Source organism: Kluyvera sp. (assembly GCF_965301105.1).
Window position 1 is genome coordinate 77,989 of sequence record NZ_CBDKZX010000008.1, and the last position, 12,891, is coordinate 90,879.

15 protein-coding genes and 1 pseudogene are annotated in these 12,891 nt (G+C 50.4%); 8 read left to right on the plus strand and 8 right to left on the minus strand.

Features of this window, described 5'->3' with window-relative positions; genetic code table 11:
• Positions 1-17 precede the first annotated feature (17 nt).
• Positions 18-1,319 (minus strand): GGDEF domain-containing protein, encoded by a 1,302-nt coding sequence (locus tag ACW14G_RS05545; RefSeq protein ID WP_163448782.1) that lies wholly within the window; start codon positions 1,317-1,319, stop codon positions 18-20.
• 337 nt (positions 1,320-1,656) lie between these two features.
• Positions 1,657-1,881, minus strand: coding sequence for a hypothetical protein (locus tag ACW14G_RS05550; RefSeq protein WP_064546296.1), 225 nt, complete (start codon positions 1,879-1,881; stop codon positions 1,657-1,659).
• Positions 1,882-2,127: 246 nt separating this feature from the next.
• Here ACW14G_RS05550 and ACW14G_RS05555 point away from each other — a divergent pair, with 246 nt between their 5' ends.
• Positions 2,128-2,523 carry a DUF1398 family protein gene (locus tag ACW14G_RS05555; protein ID WP_163448783.1) on the plus strand — a complete coding sequence of 132 codons (396 nt, stop codon included), beginning with the start codon at positions 2,128-2,130 and terminating at the stop codon, positions 2,521-2,523.
• Between the two features lie 66 nt (positions 2,524-2,589).
• Here ACW14G_RS05555 and ACW14G_RS05560 read toward each other — a convergent pair whose 3' ends face one another.
• Positions 2,590-3,066: a cold-shock protein gene (locus tag ACW14G_RS05560; protein ID WP_163448784.1), complete on the minus strand. Its 477-nt coding sequence runs from the start codon at positions 3,064-3,066 to the stop codon at positions 2,590-2,592.
• Between the two features lie 190 nt (positions 3,067-3,256).
• On the opposite strand from ACW14G_RS05560, the gene ACW14G_RS05565 reads away from it, so the two are divergent.
• Positions 3,257-3,940, plus strand: a complete 684-nt coding sequence (locus tag ACW14G_RS05565; RefSeq protein WP_249021982.1) for an RluA family pseudouridine synthase — start codon at positions 3,257-3,259, stop codon at positions 3,938-3,940.
• Between the two features lie 11 nt (positions 3,941-3,951).
• Here the strand turns inward: ACW14G_RS05565 and ACW14G_RS05570 are convergent, their stop codons facing one another.
• The gene (locus ACW14G_RS05570) at positions 3,952-4,491 is read right to left on the minus strand and encodes a DUF2058 domain-containing protein (RefSeq protein WP_167576157.1); all 540 of its coding nucleotides are present in this window, start codon (positions 4,489-4,491) and stop codon (positions 3,952-3,954) included.
• 224 nt (positions 4,492-4,715) lie between these two features.
• Here ACW14G_RS05570 and ACW14G_RS05575 point away from each other — a divergent pair, with 224 nt between their 5' ends.
• Together ACW14G_RS05575 and ACW14G_RS05580 are read left to right on the plus strand one after the other, a co-directional pair.
• Positions 4,716-5,276 (plus strand): thioredoxin fold domain-containing protein, encoded by a 561-nt coding sequence (locus ACW14G_RS05575; protein ID WP_223802431.1) that lies wholly within the window; start codon positions 4,716-4,718, stop codon positions 5,274-5,276.
• Positions 5,277-5,404: 128 nt separating this feature from the next.
• Positions 5,405-5,647 carry a DinI-like family protein gene (locus ACW14G_RS05580; protein ID WP_163448788.1) on the plus strand — a complete coding sequence of 81 codons (243 nt, stop codon included), beginning with the start codon at positions 5,405-5,407 and terminating at the stop codon, positions 5,645-5,647.
• 68 nt (positions 5,648-5,715) lie between these two features.
• Here the strand turns inward: ACW14G_RS05580 and ACW14G_RS05585 are convergent, their stop codons facing one another.
• The 3 genes from ACW14G_RS05585 to ACW14G_RS05595 all read right to left on the minus strand — a co-directional run bounded on the left by ACW14G_RS05585 (position 5,716) and on the right by ACW14G_RS05595 (position 8,611).
• Positions 5,716-6,744, minus strand: a complete 1,029-nt coding sequence (locus tag ACW14G_RS05585; protein WP_249021984.1) for an alpha/beta hydrolase — start codon at positions 6,742-6,744, stop codon at positions 5,716-5,718.
• Between the two features lie 25 nt (positions 6,745-6,769).
• On the minus strand, positions 6,770-7,987 hold the full coding sequence (locus ACW14G_RS05590; RefSeq protein WP_249021985.1) for an MFS transporter: 1,218 nt from the start codon (positions 7,985-7,987) through the stop codon (positions 6,770-6,772).
• 132 nt (positions 7,988-8,119) lie between these two features.
• A complete protein-coding gene (locus ACW14G_RS05595) occupies positions 8,120-8,611 on the minus strand; it encodes a cyclophilin-like fold protein (protein ID WP_249021986.1) in 492 nt (163 codons plus the stop codon).
• Between the two features lie 92 nt (positions 8,612-8,703).
• Here ACW14G_RS05595 and ACW14G_RS05600 point away from each other — a divergent pair, with 92 nt between their 5' ends.
• Both ACW14G_RS05600 and ACW14G_RS05605 read left to right on the plus strand, forming a co-directional pair.
• A complete protein-coding gene (locus ACW14G_RS05600) occupies positions 8,704-9,603 on the plus strand; it encodes a LysR family transcriptional regulator (protein WP_249021987.1) in 900 nt (299 codons plus the stop codon).
• A 109-nt stretch (positions 9,604-9,712) separates the two neighbouring features.
• Positions 9,713-10,282, plus strand: a complete 570-nt coding sequence (locus ACW14G_RS05605) for a hypothetical protein (RefSeq protein ID WP_163448791.1) — start codon at positions 9,713-9,715, stop codon at positions 10,280-10,282.
• Positions 10,283-10,467: 185 nt separating this feature from the next.
• Here ACW14G_RS05605 and ACW14G_RS05610 read toward each other — a convergent pair whose 3' ends face one another.
• Positions 10,468-11,655, minus strand: a complete 1,188-nt coding sequence (locus tag ACW14G_RS05610) for an MFS transporter (RefSeq protein WP_249021988.1) — start codon at positions 11,653-11,655, stop codon at positions 10,468-10,470.
• Between the two features lie 254 nt (positions 11,656-11,909).
• Here ACW14G_RS05610 and ACW14G_RS05615 point away from each other — a divergent pair.
• Positions 11,910-12,077 (plus strand): annotated as a pseudogene (locus ACW14G_RS05615) (histidine phosphatase family protein); the annotation flags it as partial.
• Between the two features lie 178 nt (positions 12,078-12,255).
• Positions 12,256-12,735, plus strand: coding sequence for a hypothetical protein (locus ACW14G_RS05620; RefSeq protein ID WP_167576163.1), 480 nt, complete (start codon positions 12,256-12,258; stop codon positions 12,733-12,735).
• The last annotated feature ends 156 nt before the right edge of the window (positions 12,736-12,891 follow it).

The window sequence follows — 12,891 nt, forward strand, 5'->3', positions numbered from 1 at the left end:
TCACGCTAATGCGCATGTTAAGCACTGGTCATCACCTTGTTACGACCGCTATTTTTGGCCGCATACAGCGCCCTGTCGGCAAACGAGATGCATTCATCCGCGGTGAAGTGCTTATCTGACGAGGTAAAGACACCGATACTGATGGTCATGGGCTCCGGCGTACGGTAAGGCGCACGTTTCGCCGTCTCCTCCTCAACCTTGCTGCGAATCCGCTCAGCCACCTGCATGGCGACTTCTGATGACGCGTTGCGCATCAGCACGGCAAATTCTTCCCCACCTACGCGCGCAATAATATCGCATTCGCGGATGGAACGTTTCGCCAGGTCCACCACGGTTTTGATGACCGCATCGCCCACCGGATGCCCATAACGGTCGTTGATACGTTTGAAGTGATCAATATCCAAAATCATCAAACTGATATCTTCCCGCGATGCCAGCAGTAGCTGTAGCTCCCTATAGAAATAGGCGCGATTATAGATGCCGGTCAGCGGATCGTGGTTCGACAGCATCGTCGATTCTTTATGCATCACGAAAATATCGTAGAGCAGGACATTAATCACAAAAAAGGTACAAACCACTTCGATGCCGCGGCTGAGGTACCAGACGGGGAAATTATAATCGCTGAGATTCAGCAGAAGAAGGTTGCTAAACAGGCTTGAAACGCAGAAGACCGCGATACTCACCCATAACAGGCTTCGCAGTTGCGTAATGACGATAGCCAGCAACAGCGTGATAAACCAGGCGGCGACGATCGCGACACCATAATAGCTATTCCACGCGTTACGACCATTAAGTGATGTTGTACCAATCAGGTTGAGTGATATCTGCGGGTTATAGCTGGATAAATTATGCGCCAGAATGGCCATCAGCAGGAAGATGCCAGCCAGTACGAGTACCCATAGTTCGTCTTTACGTGAAGGCGCGATGTTACGATTCATGCGAAACGCATAAAAGAGTGCGACCAGAATGGCCGACATCATGGTGAGCTGGCGGAACAGATAGAAAATAGCTAAATCATTGGTAATTGATTTCAACGGGATGCATAACGCAATGAGTTGTTGGATAAGCGTTAGCGCCTCGACCCAATAAATATCGGCAACCAGAAAACCGAGCCCCAGAATGGCAACATAGAGTAGTTTTCTATTGCAGAGAAACTGGAAAAACATGAAGAAGAAGATAATTGCATCGAGTAATAACAACAGCCCGGAAAAGACCAGGTAATAAATATCAGCGATAGCTATATTAAAGGTTGTGAGATAGTCGGCTAACATAAACATCGCCGCAAGCAGTAAGCACGCGGCAATGAGACAAAAGCTCATTCTACTATTTATTCTGGAACAGCTTAGGCTCATTTCGAGTCCTCCATGACAGCTCTATATGTTATAGCCTACTGAGATCCTAAAAAATAGTACCTTTAGTCAAGCCTTGAATTTAAAAATAATTAATTATTGACTTGCCTTTTATATCCCTGTGATTCATCACAATATTATAAAATTTTCGTTGCAAGTAGACGCATTAACCATCATCCAAGACGGATGTAGATACCATAACATCAAACACAGTCTGAAATAAATACTCAAAAATATATATAACTATATATTAATAAAACTTAGCAATCGGTATTACTAAAAACCGCCCGAAGGCGGTATCGATGTATTATGCCTCAGACTCCAGCGCATCCTGGATAGCGTCAGCCAGTGTCGCCACTTCTTGAGAGACATTACGCAAGTCCATCTGTGAACGAATCCCGGAGTTGGCCGTCGTGGCGGAAACCGCGGCTTTTGCTATCTCCAGCGCCGCCTGAACGGCCAGCAAACGCTTCCTGTTTTCAACCACGTCAGCGCCTGTTGCGCCATCCAGATCAAAGTACCCTTCTAACATTGTTCTCTCCTTTTAGTTTCTGTCTTAGTGTAGGGGGATAGCCCGGTACACGCCATCAAAATCGGCGTGGCCACGCAACACCTGGTAACAATTGAAACACTACTCCATTTCATTCGTAGCCCCTAAAATGTCCGTGGTTAATTATTCGATTTCTAATTGATTAATGGTTTAAACTAACCGCCATCACAACACACACAAAATAATAAGTAACATGAATGTTATAAAAGGCATATATAGAGGACAGAAATGGAATTTAGTGAAATGCTCTGCGACTTATTTGAGCAGGTCAGATGCAAGTCAGATTTTCTGCAATTTTTAACAGAGTTAAAACAAAACAACATCTCGTATTACATTTATTTCGTCGCCACCGGCAATGTCAAAATTGTAACAACAACTGATTCCTATGTGGCCATGAAGAGTCACCGTAGCTTAATTAAGGTAAGCGCAGGTGGCAGTAGCTGTTTGACAAAAATTGCCGCCAGGCGTCATTTCACTGGCCTCACTCATTTCGATCAATACTGTCGCGAGTTAGCCAGAGCGGGCGTATTTAAATGGGTCGTCGACGTTGAAGAAGTGAGTCGTTATTACTGGTCTAAAGATAATCAGCTATTACATACTGAAAATATCATTAGCCCTACGTAATTAAGCACCAATAAAAAAGGGAGATTCACCATTAAGGCTATCTCCCTCTTTTATCGCGTAGCGCGATCAGACTTTCAACATTTTTACCGTATCTTCTATATCAATCTCATCTTCCGAGAAGATCAACGTAGTGCCCTGGAAGGTGGTGATAGCCAGCTTTTTCAACGTACGCATTTCACCCGGCTTCGCGTCGGATTTTGGCTTGATGCTGTTCATCAGCAGCCCTACCGACAACACCGCATTTTCTTTATCAATGCGGGTCTCAGCAGGAACTTCTTCGCTGTAGACCAGGAAAGACTTGATTGACGTCAGCTTGATCTTCTCGCCCGCGATATAGATGTACTTGCTATCCGGGATCACCTTCACCGCATAGGCTGACAGCCCTTTGTTATTGGTCGTGGGTTCAAAAGTTACCGCCGCATCTTTTTTAATCAGCTCAGGGTTGGCAACCTTAATCACATGAAAATAGCGATTGTCGCCATTTTCATCTTTGATAAATCCAAAACCTTTATCTTTAAACCACGTTGTGATTGTTCCATTCATCGCCGTTACCGCCTGGTTAATCGTTTATCAACTCAATTTTTGCAGCGCGCAGTGTAATGCACAATGCCCGCGCAGACTATGTCTTTGGCTTAAGTGTGGATGATAAATTTCCACCGTGCGACCTCGTCGGATTCGCCTGTTGGCGAAAAATTGGGTATCATCCGCACCCACTCTCCAGCCGTGCAGCCAGATGTCTACCATTCTCGATACCTTTATTGCCCCACCTTGCCATGAGCAAATAGAGATACTCCATCAGGACGCGCATCTGCTGATTATCAATAAGCCCAGCGGGTTGCTCAGCCTCTCGGGGAAAAATCCGCAGAACCTCGATTCCGTACACTATCGTCTGGTTCAGCAATTTCCCGGCTGCACGCTGGTCCATCGCCTGGATTTCGGCACTTCCGGGCTGATGGTCATCGCACGCAATAAGGCCATCAATGCCGCTCTTTGCCAGCAGTTCAGCCAGCGTTCAGTGACAAAAACCTACAGCGCCCTACTGTGCGGGCACCTGAGCGAGGATGAAGGGGTGATTGATGCGCCAATTGCTAAAGACCCCGCGCGTTTTCCGCGGATGTCCATTTCCGCCCTTAACGGCAAACCGGCGCGTTCTCTCTATCGGGTTGTGAGCCGTTTTTATCACCATCGCCTGGCGCTGACTCGCGTTCAACTTGTTCCTGAAACCGGGCGCACTCATCAGCTACGCATTCACTGCGAGCAGTTGGGCTACCCGATTCTGGGTTGCGACCTGTATGGTGGCCGCGAACAGCCCGGAACCGAACAAACGCCACGTCTTATGCTACATGCCAGCGCCCTCTGTTTTGTTCATCCCGTTAGCCAGGAGAAGATCAACGCCCACAGCGCCAGCCCGTTCTAATCTGAAGTGGATTACCACATCAAATCGTCAGGGATTTTGAAATCAGCGTACGGATCGTCTTCGTCCTGTACTTCCTGACTGAGCGCACTGTGCAGAACGATGCTGGTGGCATCACGCTGCGCAATTTTCTCCGCCACAACCGCCGGAATAATGGCGTATTCACTTTCACCCGCGGCGTTAGTCGCCAGCCGCGCAATGGCCAGACGACCGTTGATCAGCTGTGTCTGCGTCGGCTTATCCACCGCCATCTTTTTGATCACGTTATTGTCGGTAAAGTTAAAGTTGATATCGCCTCGGGCAACGGTGATGCGGTTCATCTCGATCAGCTGTTTGACCTGCGCTTTGTACTCTTTCGACAGCGTCGCCTGTTTCTGCTGCTCACTCAGCTGCTTATCGCGCTCAAGCTGCGCTTTTTTATTTTCCTCTACCGCTTCTCGCGCTTCGCGGGCCTGAACGCGCGACTTTTTCGCCGTGCGCTGGACCTTAGCCATTTTTTTACTGGTGACCAGCCCCGCTTTTAGCATCTGCTCTTGTAAGGTCAGTTTTGTCATCTTCGCTCTAAACTCATTGATAAATTTTGCAAGATTATACCCGTAATGTTCGCGTCGATTCCAGATTGCAGAACGCCTTCCCCTTGCGTCGCATTTTGTACAAAAAATAAACATTGATCGCGTCCGTGACGATCGGCTACAGTCACAGCGTTTTACAGTTGATGCTAAAAACATCATCCGTAGATGCCGTTGACGATCCTGAGCATTATCCAATGAGGTATACCGTGAAAGTGATTCCGCTGATTGCCCTGCCAGTTGTCTGGGCGATGAGTTTTAACGTTTTTTCCGCTGATGCCCCGGCCAGCGCCGATGACAGTACCGCAGAAGCATTAAAGGATCTCGACCGTACTCTGCCTGAATTAACCCCGGTGACATTCACCGCCGCCGATGAAAAACACAAGGTTCTGGTGTTCATCGACAACCAATGCTCTTTCTGTTCTCAGGTCGTCAAGAACATTAAGAGTTACAACGATGCCGGGCTAACCATGTCGTTTCTGACCGTTGCTCCCCCTTCTATTCGCGATTCCGTGATTGAAGATATGGGTCGCGTCTGGTGCTCAGACGATCGTCAAAAGAGCCTGCAAGGGGCCATGGCCGGGTTTCTGCCCAATAATGACACCAGCGCCAGTTGTTCGGATGAAGTCGTCAAACAGTCTGCACTGGCTGAACGACTGGGCATCCAGCTAACGCCTACGATGATCGTGCTGGATAACCCACCGAAGGTGATTCTGGGTAGCGCAAAGCCTGACGCCATTCTGGAAAAGATCAGCGGTAAAGCATTGTAGCCTGCCCTGGCATACTCCTCGTGATTGAAACCCCGCCTGCCGGGGTTTTTTATTGCGAAATAAAATTGACACTGCTAACGCAGACGGTTTATATACTGTTTTTATATACAGTTAACTGGAGTAAAAGCATGTTTGTGGAACTCGTCTACGACAAACGGAATTTTGAAGGTTTGCCCGGCGCGAAAGAGATAATCCTGGCAGAGTTGAGCAAAAGAGTGCACAGCGTATTTCCTGACGCGGAAGTCCGCGTCAAACCCATGATGACGCTGCCCGCCATCAACACTGATGCCAGCAAACATGAGAAAGAGCAGATAAGCAGAGTCGTCACAGAAATGTTTGATGAGGCAGAATTCTGGCTGGTCAGCGAGTAAGACTGCCGTACACGCAAAAAAGGGAACCCATCGGTTCCCTCAACTCGCCTGGTTCTTGACCGAGTGCGTTATTTCAGGTTGCTACGGAAAAAGTCGGCCAGTTTGTCGAAGGGGATCACGTCCGTGCGGTCATACAAATCGACGTGTCCCGCATCCGGAACGACATACAGCTCTTTAGGCTGACCGGCACGTTTGAAGGCGTCCTCGCTGAACTCTTTTGAATGGGCCCGATCGCCGGTAATAAAGAGCATCGGACGCGGTGAAATGGTTTCAATATCGTTGAACGGGTAGAAGTTCATAAACTTACCGATACTGCTCAGCATTGGTTTTGTCGTCAGTTCTTCTTTCTCGCCCTGCGGAGTGTAGCCGCCGCGTTCGGTACGATAGAAATCAAAGAACTCGCGCTGAATCTCCGGCGTGGAAGCCTCCAGTTTATTCACGGTGCCCGGAATATACGCGGTATCTCCCCCTTTGAACTCGGCAAAACGCTGCTCAATGGCAGACTGGATAAACGCCTTGCGTTGTTCCAGCGTCTGGGAATGGTTAAGGCCATTACGGAACGCGGCTCCCATGTCATACATGCTGACGGTGGCGATGGCTTTCATCCGCGGGTCTATTTTCGCGGCGCTGATAACAAAGCTTCCGCTGCCGCAGATCCCCAGCACGCCGATGTTTTCTGGATCAACAAACGGCTGTGTACTGAGATAATCAACCGCCGCACTGAAGTCATCCGTGTAGATTTCCGGTGAAATCAGGTGCCCCGGTTTACCTTCGCTTTCTCCCCAGAACGAGAGATCAATCGCCAGCGTGACAAACCCCTGCTCCGCCAGCTTCTGCGCATACAGGTTTGCGCTTTGTTCCTTGACCGCGCCCATTGGATGGCCAACGACAATCGCTGGGTTTTTAGCGTTCTGATTCATCGTTTTCGGGATAAACAGATTGCCGACCACGTTCATCTGATACTGATTTTTAAAGGTCACTTTTTGCTGCGTCACCTTATCGCTTTTATAAAAGTTGTCAGCACCTCTGGACATATCTGCCGCAGAGGTGGCAAATGCACTGATGAACAGCCCCAGCGCTAACGTAAATTTATTCATGATAGTTTCCTTATCAGGATTAGTGTTATGAATGGTCACCGGCAGATGCATCTGCACGTGAGGTCAGAAAAATCAGTACGGTTGCAATAATCAACATCGCGGCGCTGGCCAGGAAGGTGCTCCGGTAGCCATGATGGTCGAACAGCAGGCCCCCCACGGTGGATCCCAGCGCAATAGACAGTTGCACCATCGCCACCATCAGCCCGCCGCCCGCTTCAGCATTCTGAGGAAACGTACGTGGAACCCATGCCCACCATCCCACAGGCGCGGCGGTTGAAATCACCCCCCACAGTCCGAGCAACGCCGTCACGATGGCCGCCTGGCTGCCAAACGCGATCAGGGCTAGCGCGACAATCGCCATCAGCACGGGAATCGCCATCAGGGTTGGGTAGAATCCACTCTTCAATACCCGGCCAATTAGCGTGGTGCCGATGAAACCGGCCATACCGATGACCAGCAGGATGAGGGTCACCGCTGAGGCATCGACCTTCGTGACCGCCTCAAGGAAAGGCCGGATGTAGGTAAAGAGCGTGAACTGCCCCATAAAGAAAATCCCAACACCCAGCATGCCCAGCGTCACCACCCGGCGGCGAAACAGCGTGAAAATATTGCTGGCCCCAGCTGGCTGGCGGGTAACCGGCATGGACGGTAGGCTGAGCAGTTGCCAGATAAACGCGAGGATGGCGACAGGTAACAGGCAGAAGAAGGCTCCCCGCCAGCCGATGACCGCTCCCAGCCAACTGCCCAAGGGGGCAGCCACGACGGTTGCCAGCGCATTACCGCTATTGAAAATAGCCAGCGCCAACGGAACACGGTGCACCGGTACCAGCCGCATTGCTGTCGCCGCCGACATCGACCAGAACCCGCCGACGACGATGCCAATCAGGGCGCGACCTGCCATATAGATCAGGTAGTTGGGCGCCATCGCGATGACAGCACCGGAAAGCGCCATCATGCTCGTCAGGCCGAGCAGCAGAATTTTCCGGTCAAGCGTGCCTGCCAGTCTGGAAATAAACAGGCTAGTCATCACCGCAAACGCGCCGGAAATGGCGATCCCCTGTCCGGCCATGCCTTCGGTAACATTCAGGGAGTACGCCATCGGCGTCAGGAGGCTGACCGGCATAAATTCGGAGGCGATCAGGGCGAAGACGCACAGCGTCATGGCAAAAACGCCGCCCCAGTGCGCCCGCTGTCTTTCACTTGCTTCGTTTTGGTTTCTGGTTTCAATTTTCTGATTACGCATTAAGCCTTTCTTTTCTGTAGATAATACGATGCCCTCCCCTTGCGCCTTCAGGCCTGCAAGAGACACCGAAGCGACGACGTGAGGGATAGTCTGGTAATTAAAGGGAGCGCGGTTTTTGGAGCGCGTGACCGCTTAGTCTACGGCCCTGATCTGCACCCTAAGCGGTCCCTGACGCTGCAGGGCGGGCAGTCCTGAATCGATTTTCCCTACCGGGATCAGAGAACGGGCGTAAGGTCTACCCTGGACAAAAATCGCCAGGTTGCCCCAGGGCGCGTAAAAAGCTATATCACCCGCTTCCGGCGTCATTCCTTCCGGAGCCTGTACCGTGGAAAGCCTGCGCGGTAGATCGCTAATGCGTTCAATATCGGCGTAATCCTGCAGCGTCAGACTGAGGGGAAGTAATGATGCAAAATCCCGACCTGTCGGCGTGTCATAGAGGGTGGCAGTCGCGGTCTCACCGTTCACGACAATCTCAACTTTCATCAGCGTCTCCTGTACAGCTACCCGTTCGTTGTCATCCGCGATCACGGACTGCGTGACGCACAGCAGCCCGATAAAGAGCAGCAGCAATAGCGACGTTTTTCCGTGAGCATTTTGCGTGTTGTTTAGCGTTGACTTATTCATCGCATTATTGTTACCAATAGGCAGCGGCAAAACTAGCTAATGAATGCTTAATAGCCTTATAAGCAAAATTTATAAATAGATCGGAAACGAACATGGCCAGACGCAACCTCAACGATTTACTCTCTTTCGTCACCGTAGCGCGGGAAGGCAGTTTTACACGTGCCGCCGCGCTGCTTGGCGTGACCCAGCCAGCGCTGAGCCAGGCGATTTCCGGGCTGGAAGAACGGATGCAAATCCGCCTGCTAACGCGGACAACCCGCAGCGTGTCCCCGACGGCCGCCGGGGAGCGCCTGCTGCAATCAGTGGGCCATCGCATTGACGAGATTGAGGCTGAGCTGGACATGCTGACCGAACTGCGGGACAAGCCTGCGGGTACCGTCCGAATTACATGCGGGCCGAACGTGTTGAAAACGACCCTTCTGCCTAAACTGACGCCACTGCTGCGCGAGTATCCGGATATTCACATCGAGTTCGACGCAAACCACGGATTCCGGGATATCGTGGCAGATCGTTTTGATGCGGGCGTACGGCTTGGTGATACGATCGATAAGGACATGATAGCGATGCCAATCGGCCCGAAACTGCGTATGGCCGCGGCAGCCTCGCCCGATTATTTCGAACGATATCCGGTTCCCCAAACGCCCCATGATCTGACGCAGCATCAGTGTATTAATCTGCGTATGGTCCGATCCGGGGGGATTTATGTTTGGGAATTCGATCGGGAAGGAGGAGAACTGAACGTCCGGGTTAATGGACAGTTGACGTTTAATACGTCGGAACATGTTGTCGACGCTGCGCTGGCTGGGTTAGGCATCGCCTTTTTGCCCGAAGAAGAGTTCGGCTCACACATTCGCGAAGGTCGTCTCGTACACGTACTTGAGTCCTGGTGTCATCCTTTTCCAGGCTACTATCTTTATTACCCTAGCCGTAAACAGCCTTCACCGGCTTTTTCACTCGTTGTTGATGCGCTGCGTATGAACAAGAAAATGTAGGGTTAAAAGCAGGTTCGGAAATGATGATACGCAAGGATAAATGTTTGTCTCCGTGTGTTAAAAAACCTCCTGCCCCCCCAGAGAAAATAGCGAACAGGAACCGCTCAAAATGATGAAATATTTATCGCTGCTGGCCGTGGTGATGCTTGTAGGATGTACAAGTGCACCAAACTTGCCGCCTACGGATACCATTGTGGCTGTAAAACCCACTGACTCCGGCATTATCGCCAGCTCAGCTAAATACGGTTACCGTTTTAACCGTAACGGTGTACCTCAGGAGTATCAGCGTTATAAGACCTTTTATGAACGCTTTCACCAACAGGCTGCCGGAGTGCGGGTTAGCTTCGAGGTAGAACAACATGAGGTGACGGCGGAATACCTGGTTGTGATGGATAAGCGCAAGCTGGATGCCGGGCAGTTGACCCAATTGCGCAATGAGTATCATGCGGTGCAAATTGATAACGATCACCTCGGTGTTTCGTTTAAAGCAGCAGGATTTTGGTCTTCATCGTACCCGCCAGATCTGGCCGCCGCCTACCAGTTAGAACACCCGATTGTGGTTTCCATCAATGATAAGACCAAGACGATTAGCGAGCTTGGCCAAGTCGCCATGATCCCTTTAGTACCTTTATTTCCGCTATACATGATGTACGGATGTGCCACTGGGCCCTGTATCTGAGGAAAATAACGTCTTCTGAAACGACCTGCCTTTCGGGTGATGCAGGCGATTATGGCACCCTATCCTGCCCCTCCCGGTTTAACCGCAAGCCGGGAGCGCCAGGTCGACTCATCGTCTGAATAGACTCACTACCCAGCCAGTAGTTGTTGAGCGGCGTATCTCAGAATTTTATCGGCACAGATTGATTACTCGGACTTCTCAGGGACAAACCGAGTCAGAATCAACGTCAGTACACAGATCATCGCACCAGCAAAAAATGTAGAAGCTGAACCCCAGATGTCCCACAACAATCCTGCCCCCAGACTGGCTATCAGTAATCCCAGGCCACTCAACAAACTGAATAATCCGAACGCCGTGCCACGAAGATCGGCTGGTGCGGTGTGAGCAATCATCGTGTTCAGCAACCCCTGTGTCATCCCCATATGTACACCCCACAATGCTACGCCAACAATAATCCCCACCCAGGAATGACTCAGGGCAAGAACTAAATCTGCCATGATGAGCACCACCAGCCCCATCTGGAGCAATCGCCGGTGACTGGTGCTGTCTGATAAGCGTCCGAACGGATAGGCTGTAAATGAAAATACAATATTCATGGCGACCATAACGAGAGGGATTAAAGCCAGTGGAATATTGACCTCATGTGCTCTGAGAACCAGGAAAGCCTCACTAAACCTGGCGAGAGTAAACACCCCACCGAGCCCTATCACCCACCAACAATCTACGCCCAGCCTTTTCAGGTTCTCTTTTTTTATCGGGTTAGTCCTGGCGGTTACGACAGGGGTGCGTGGTTCATGCAATCCGCAGAATAACAGGGCCACGGCCAGAAAGGCTGGCACGACCGCCACCCAGTAAACGGCGCGAAAATCATTACTCCATAGCAGCATCAGGCCCACTGCCAGCAGCGGTCCGAGGAACCCTCCCATCGTGTCCAGTGTCTGGCGCAGGCCATAAGCCGCCCCTCTGATCTCGGGCGGAGTAACGTCAGCAACGAGCGCATCTCGGGGTGCCCCTCTTATTCCTTTTCCTACACGGTCAATCATCCTCGCGCTGAATATCATTCCAGATGTGGAGGCCAGTGCGAACAGCGGCTTGCTAAGCGCGCCAAGGCCATATCCAAGGACAGCCAGCCCTTTACGCTTGCCAATGTAATCGCTGATAACGCCCGAAAAAACTTTGACGCACAACGCTGTCGCTTCAGCCACTCCTTCTATGAGTCCAATGATGACTACCGGGGCCCCTAAAGACGTTGCCATAAAAAGTGGAAGGAGGCTGTGGATCATTTCAGATGAAATATCCATCAAAAGGCTGACGAAACCAATAATCCAGACGCCACCGGGAATGCGACGCAATGTCGAAAATCGAAGACTCATTTCACATCCTTTGAATAGGAAAAACGCTATTAAACATCACATCAGTACAAATGTTAATGAGAATCATTTTTCATAAATAAAGTATGGTAGTCCGGCAAGGGGAGCGTGCTCGCCTGACATTTCTGAGGCTGAACATAACAATGTTCATCTACACTTGTTCCTGCTTTCGTCCAGAACAGAGAACATGCCATCATATTAACGGGGTATGTTTGGACTGTGGCATTTAAATCCATAACATTGGTCCGTGGCATTTAATGAAGCAAGTGATACTTGTTCGACACGCGGAAACAGAGTGGAATGTGAGAGGTATTATTCAGGGACAGAGTGATAGCGCGTTGACCCTCGGGGGGCGCCAAGCATCAGCCTTACTTGCCGCGTTTGCGGCGAGTGATTACTTGGTCGACTGTGTTTATGCTCCTCCGTAAGCACTTCAGTTCCGCTTTGTGCCAGGAGGGGACTTTTGGTAGTTGTTAGTAGGAAGGTATTTCAGCAGAATGAGACTGCCTTTATGCATGACCATTTTATGCAGTCACAAACTATTGAATCTAGCTCCGGCAGGGGTTACTGACTCACAGAATAAAGGATGCACGAGATCGAGCTATGCGTACTCATCAACTGAATAAGTCCCGTAAACTGTATCGCAGCGTCAACACAACTACGCGGCACCATTCTAATAATCCAGGAGCAGAGTATTGCTGGGAACGCAATCGTAAAAAAGTCGGAGATGAGCTACTGGTAAAGCGCGAGACAATGCATGGCAGACAGAAGCGTGGCCGAGACTACACACCATTGTTTTATTTTCTGATCAAGCAGATTGGCAAACCGTGGGATGAAATATTCAGCGAAGTATGTGGACGTCTTGATACCACCGAGCCTGTTTTCTGGTTGGTCGCGCTACATGAGCATCAGCGAAGAGATTTAGTCTGCATTGGCGAAAGCAGTTTTTATCCGGGTCTGTTTGTTGATGAGAATGGAATTCTGCAACAGGTGAACCCTTCAATTACTAGAAAGGACGTTAAGGTGACTTGCCGCTGCTGCACACACACTTATATTGGTGAACCTGTACCATGGATAGATTGAATAACAACATCTACTATCCTGCCACGGGTACGGCCGTCATCAACAATGAGAGCGATTGCGAACTTCCGCTCCTCGCTCACAGCAGACCTTCTGCTCAGAAGACCAGGCTCTCATAGATACATCAAGAGCGTGCGTAACCCTGTGTTGGGTTTCTAC

Coding starts and splice junctions, on each gene's coding strand:
- ACW14G_RS05545 (WP_163448782.1), bottom strand. CDS start 1,319: ATGAGCTTTTGTCTCATTGCCGCGTGCTTACTGCTTGCGGCGATGTTT.
- ACW14G_RS05550 (WP_064546296.1), bottom strand. CDS start 1,881: ATGTTAGAAGGGTACTTTGATCTGGATGGCGCAACAGGCGCTGACGTG.
- ACW14G_RS05555 (WP_163448783.1), top strand. CDS start 2,128: ATGGAATTTAGTGAAATGCTCTGCGACTTATTTGAGCAGGTCAGATGC.
- ACW14G_RS05560 (WP_163448784.1), bottom strand. CDS start 3,066: ATGAATGGAACAATCACAACGTGGTTTAAAGATAAAGGTTTTGGATTT.
- ACW14G_RS05565 (WP_249021982.1), top strand. CDS start 3,257: ATGTCTACCATTCTCGATACCTTTATTGCCCCACCTTGCCATGAGCAA.
- ACW14G_RS05570 (WP_167576157.1), bottom strand. CDS start 4,491: ATGACAAAACTGACCTTACAAGAGCAGATGCTAAAAGCGGGGCTGGTC.
- ACW14G_RS05580 (WP_163448788.1), top strand. CDS start 5,405: ATGTTTGTGGAACTCGTCTACGACAAACGGAATTTTGAAGGTTTGCCC.
- ACW14G_RS05585 (WP_249021984.1), bottom strand. CDS start 6,744: ATGAATAAATTTACGTTAGCGCTGGGGCTGTTCATCAGTGCATTTGCC.
- ACW14G_RS05590 (WP_249021985.1), bottom strand. CDS start 7,987: ATGCGTAATCAGAAAATTGAAACCAGAAACCAAAACGAAGCAAGTGAA.
- ACW14G_RS05595 (WP_249021986.1), bottom strand. CDS start 8,611: ATGAATAAGTCAACGCTAAACAACACGCAAAATGCTCACGGAAAAACG.
- ACW14G_RS05600 (WP_249021987.1), top strand. CDS start 8,704: ATGGCCAGACGCAACCTCAACGATTTACTCTCTTTCGTCACCGTAGCG.
- ACW14G_RS05605 (WP_163448791.1), top strand. CDS start 9,713: ATGATGAAATATTTATCGCTGCTGGCCGTGGTGATGCTTGTAGGATGT.
- ACW14G_RS05610 (WP_249021988.1), bottom strand. CDS start 11,655: ATGAGTCTTCGATTTTCGACATTGCGTCGCATTCCCGGTGGCGTCTGG.
- ACW14G_RS05620 (WP_167576163.1), top strand. CDS start 12,256: ATGCGTACTCATCAACTGAATAAGTCCCGTAAACTGTATCGCAGCGTC.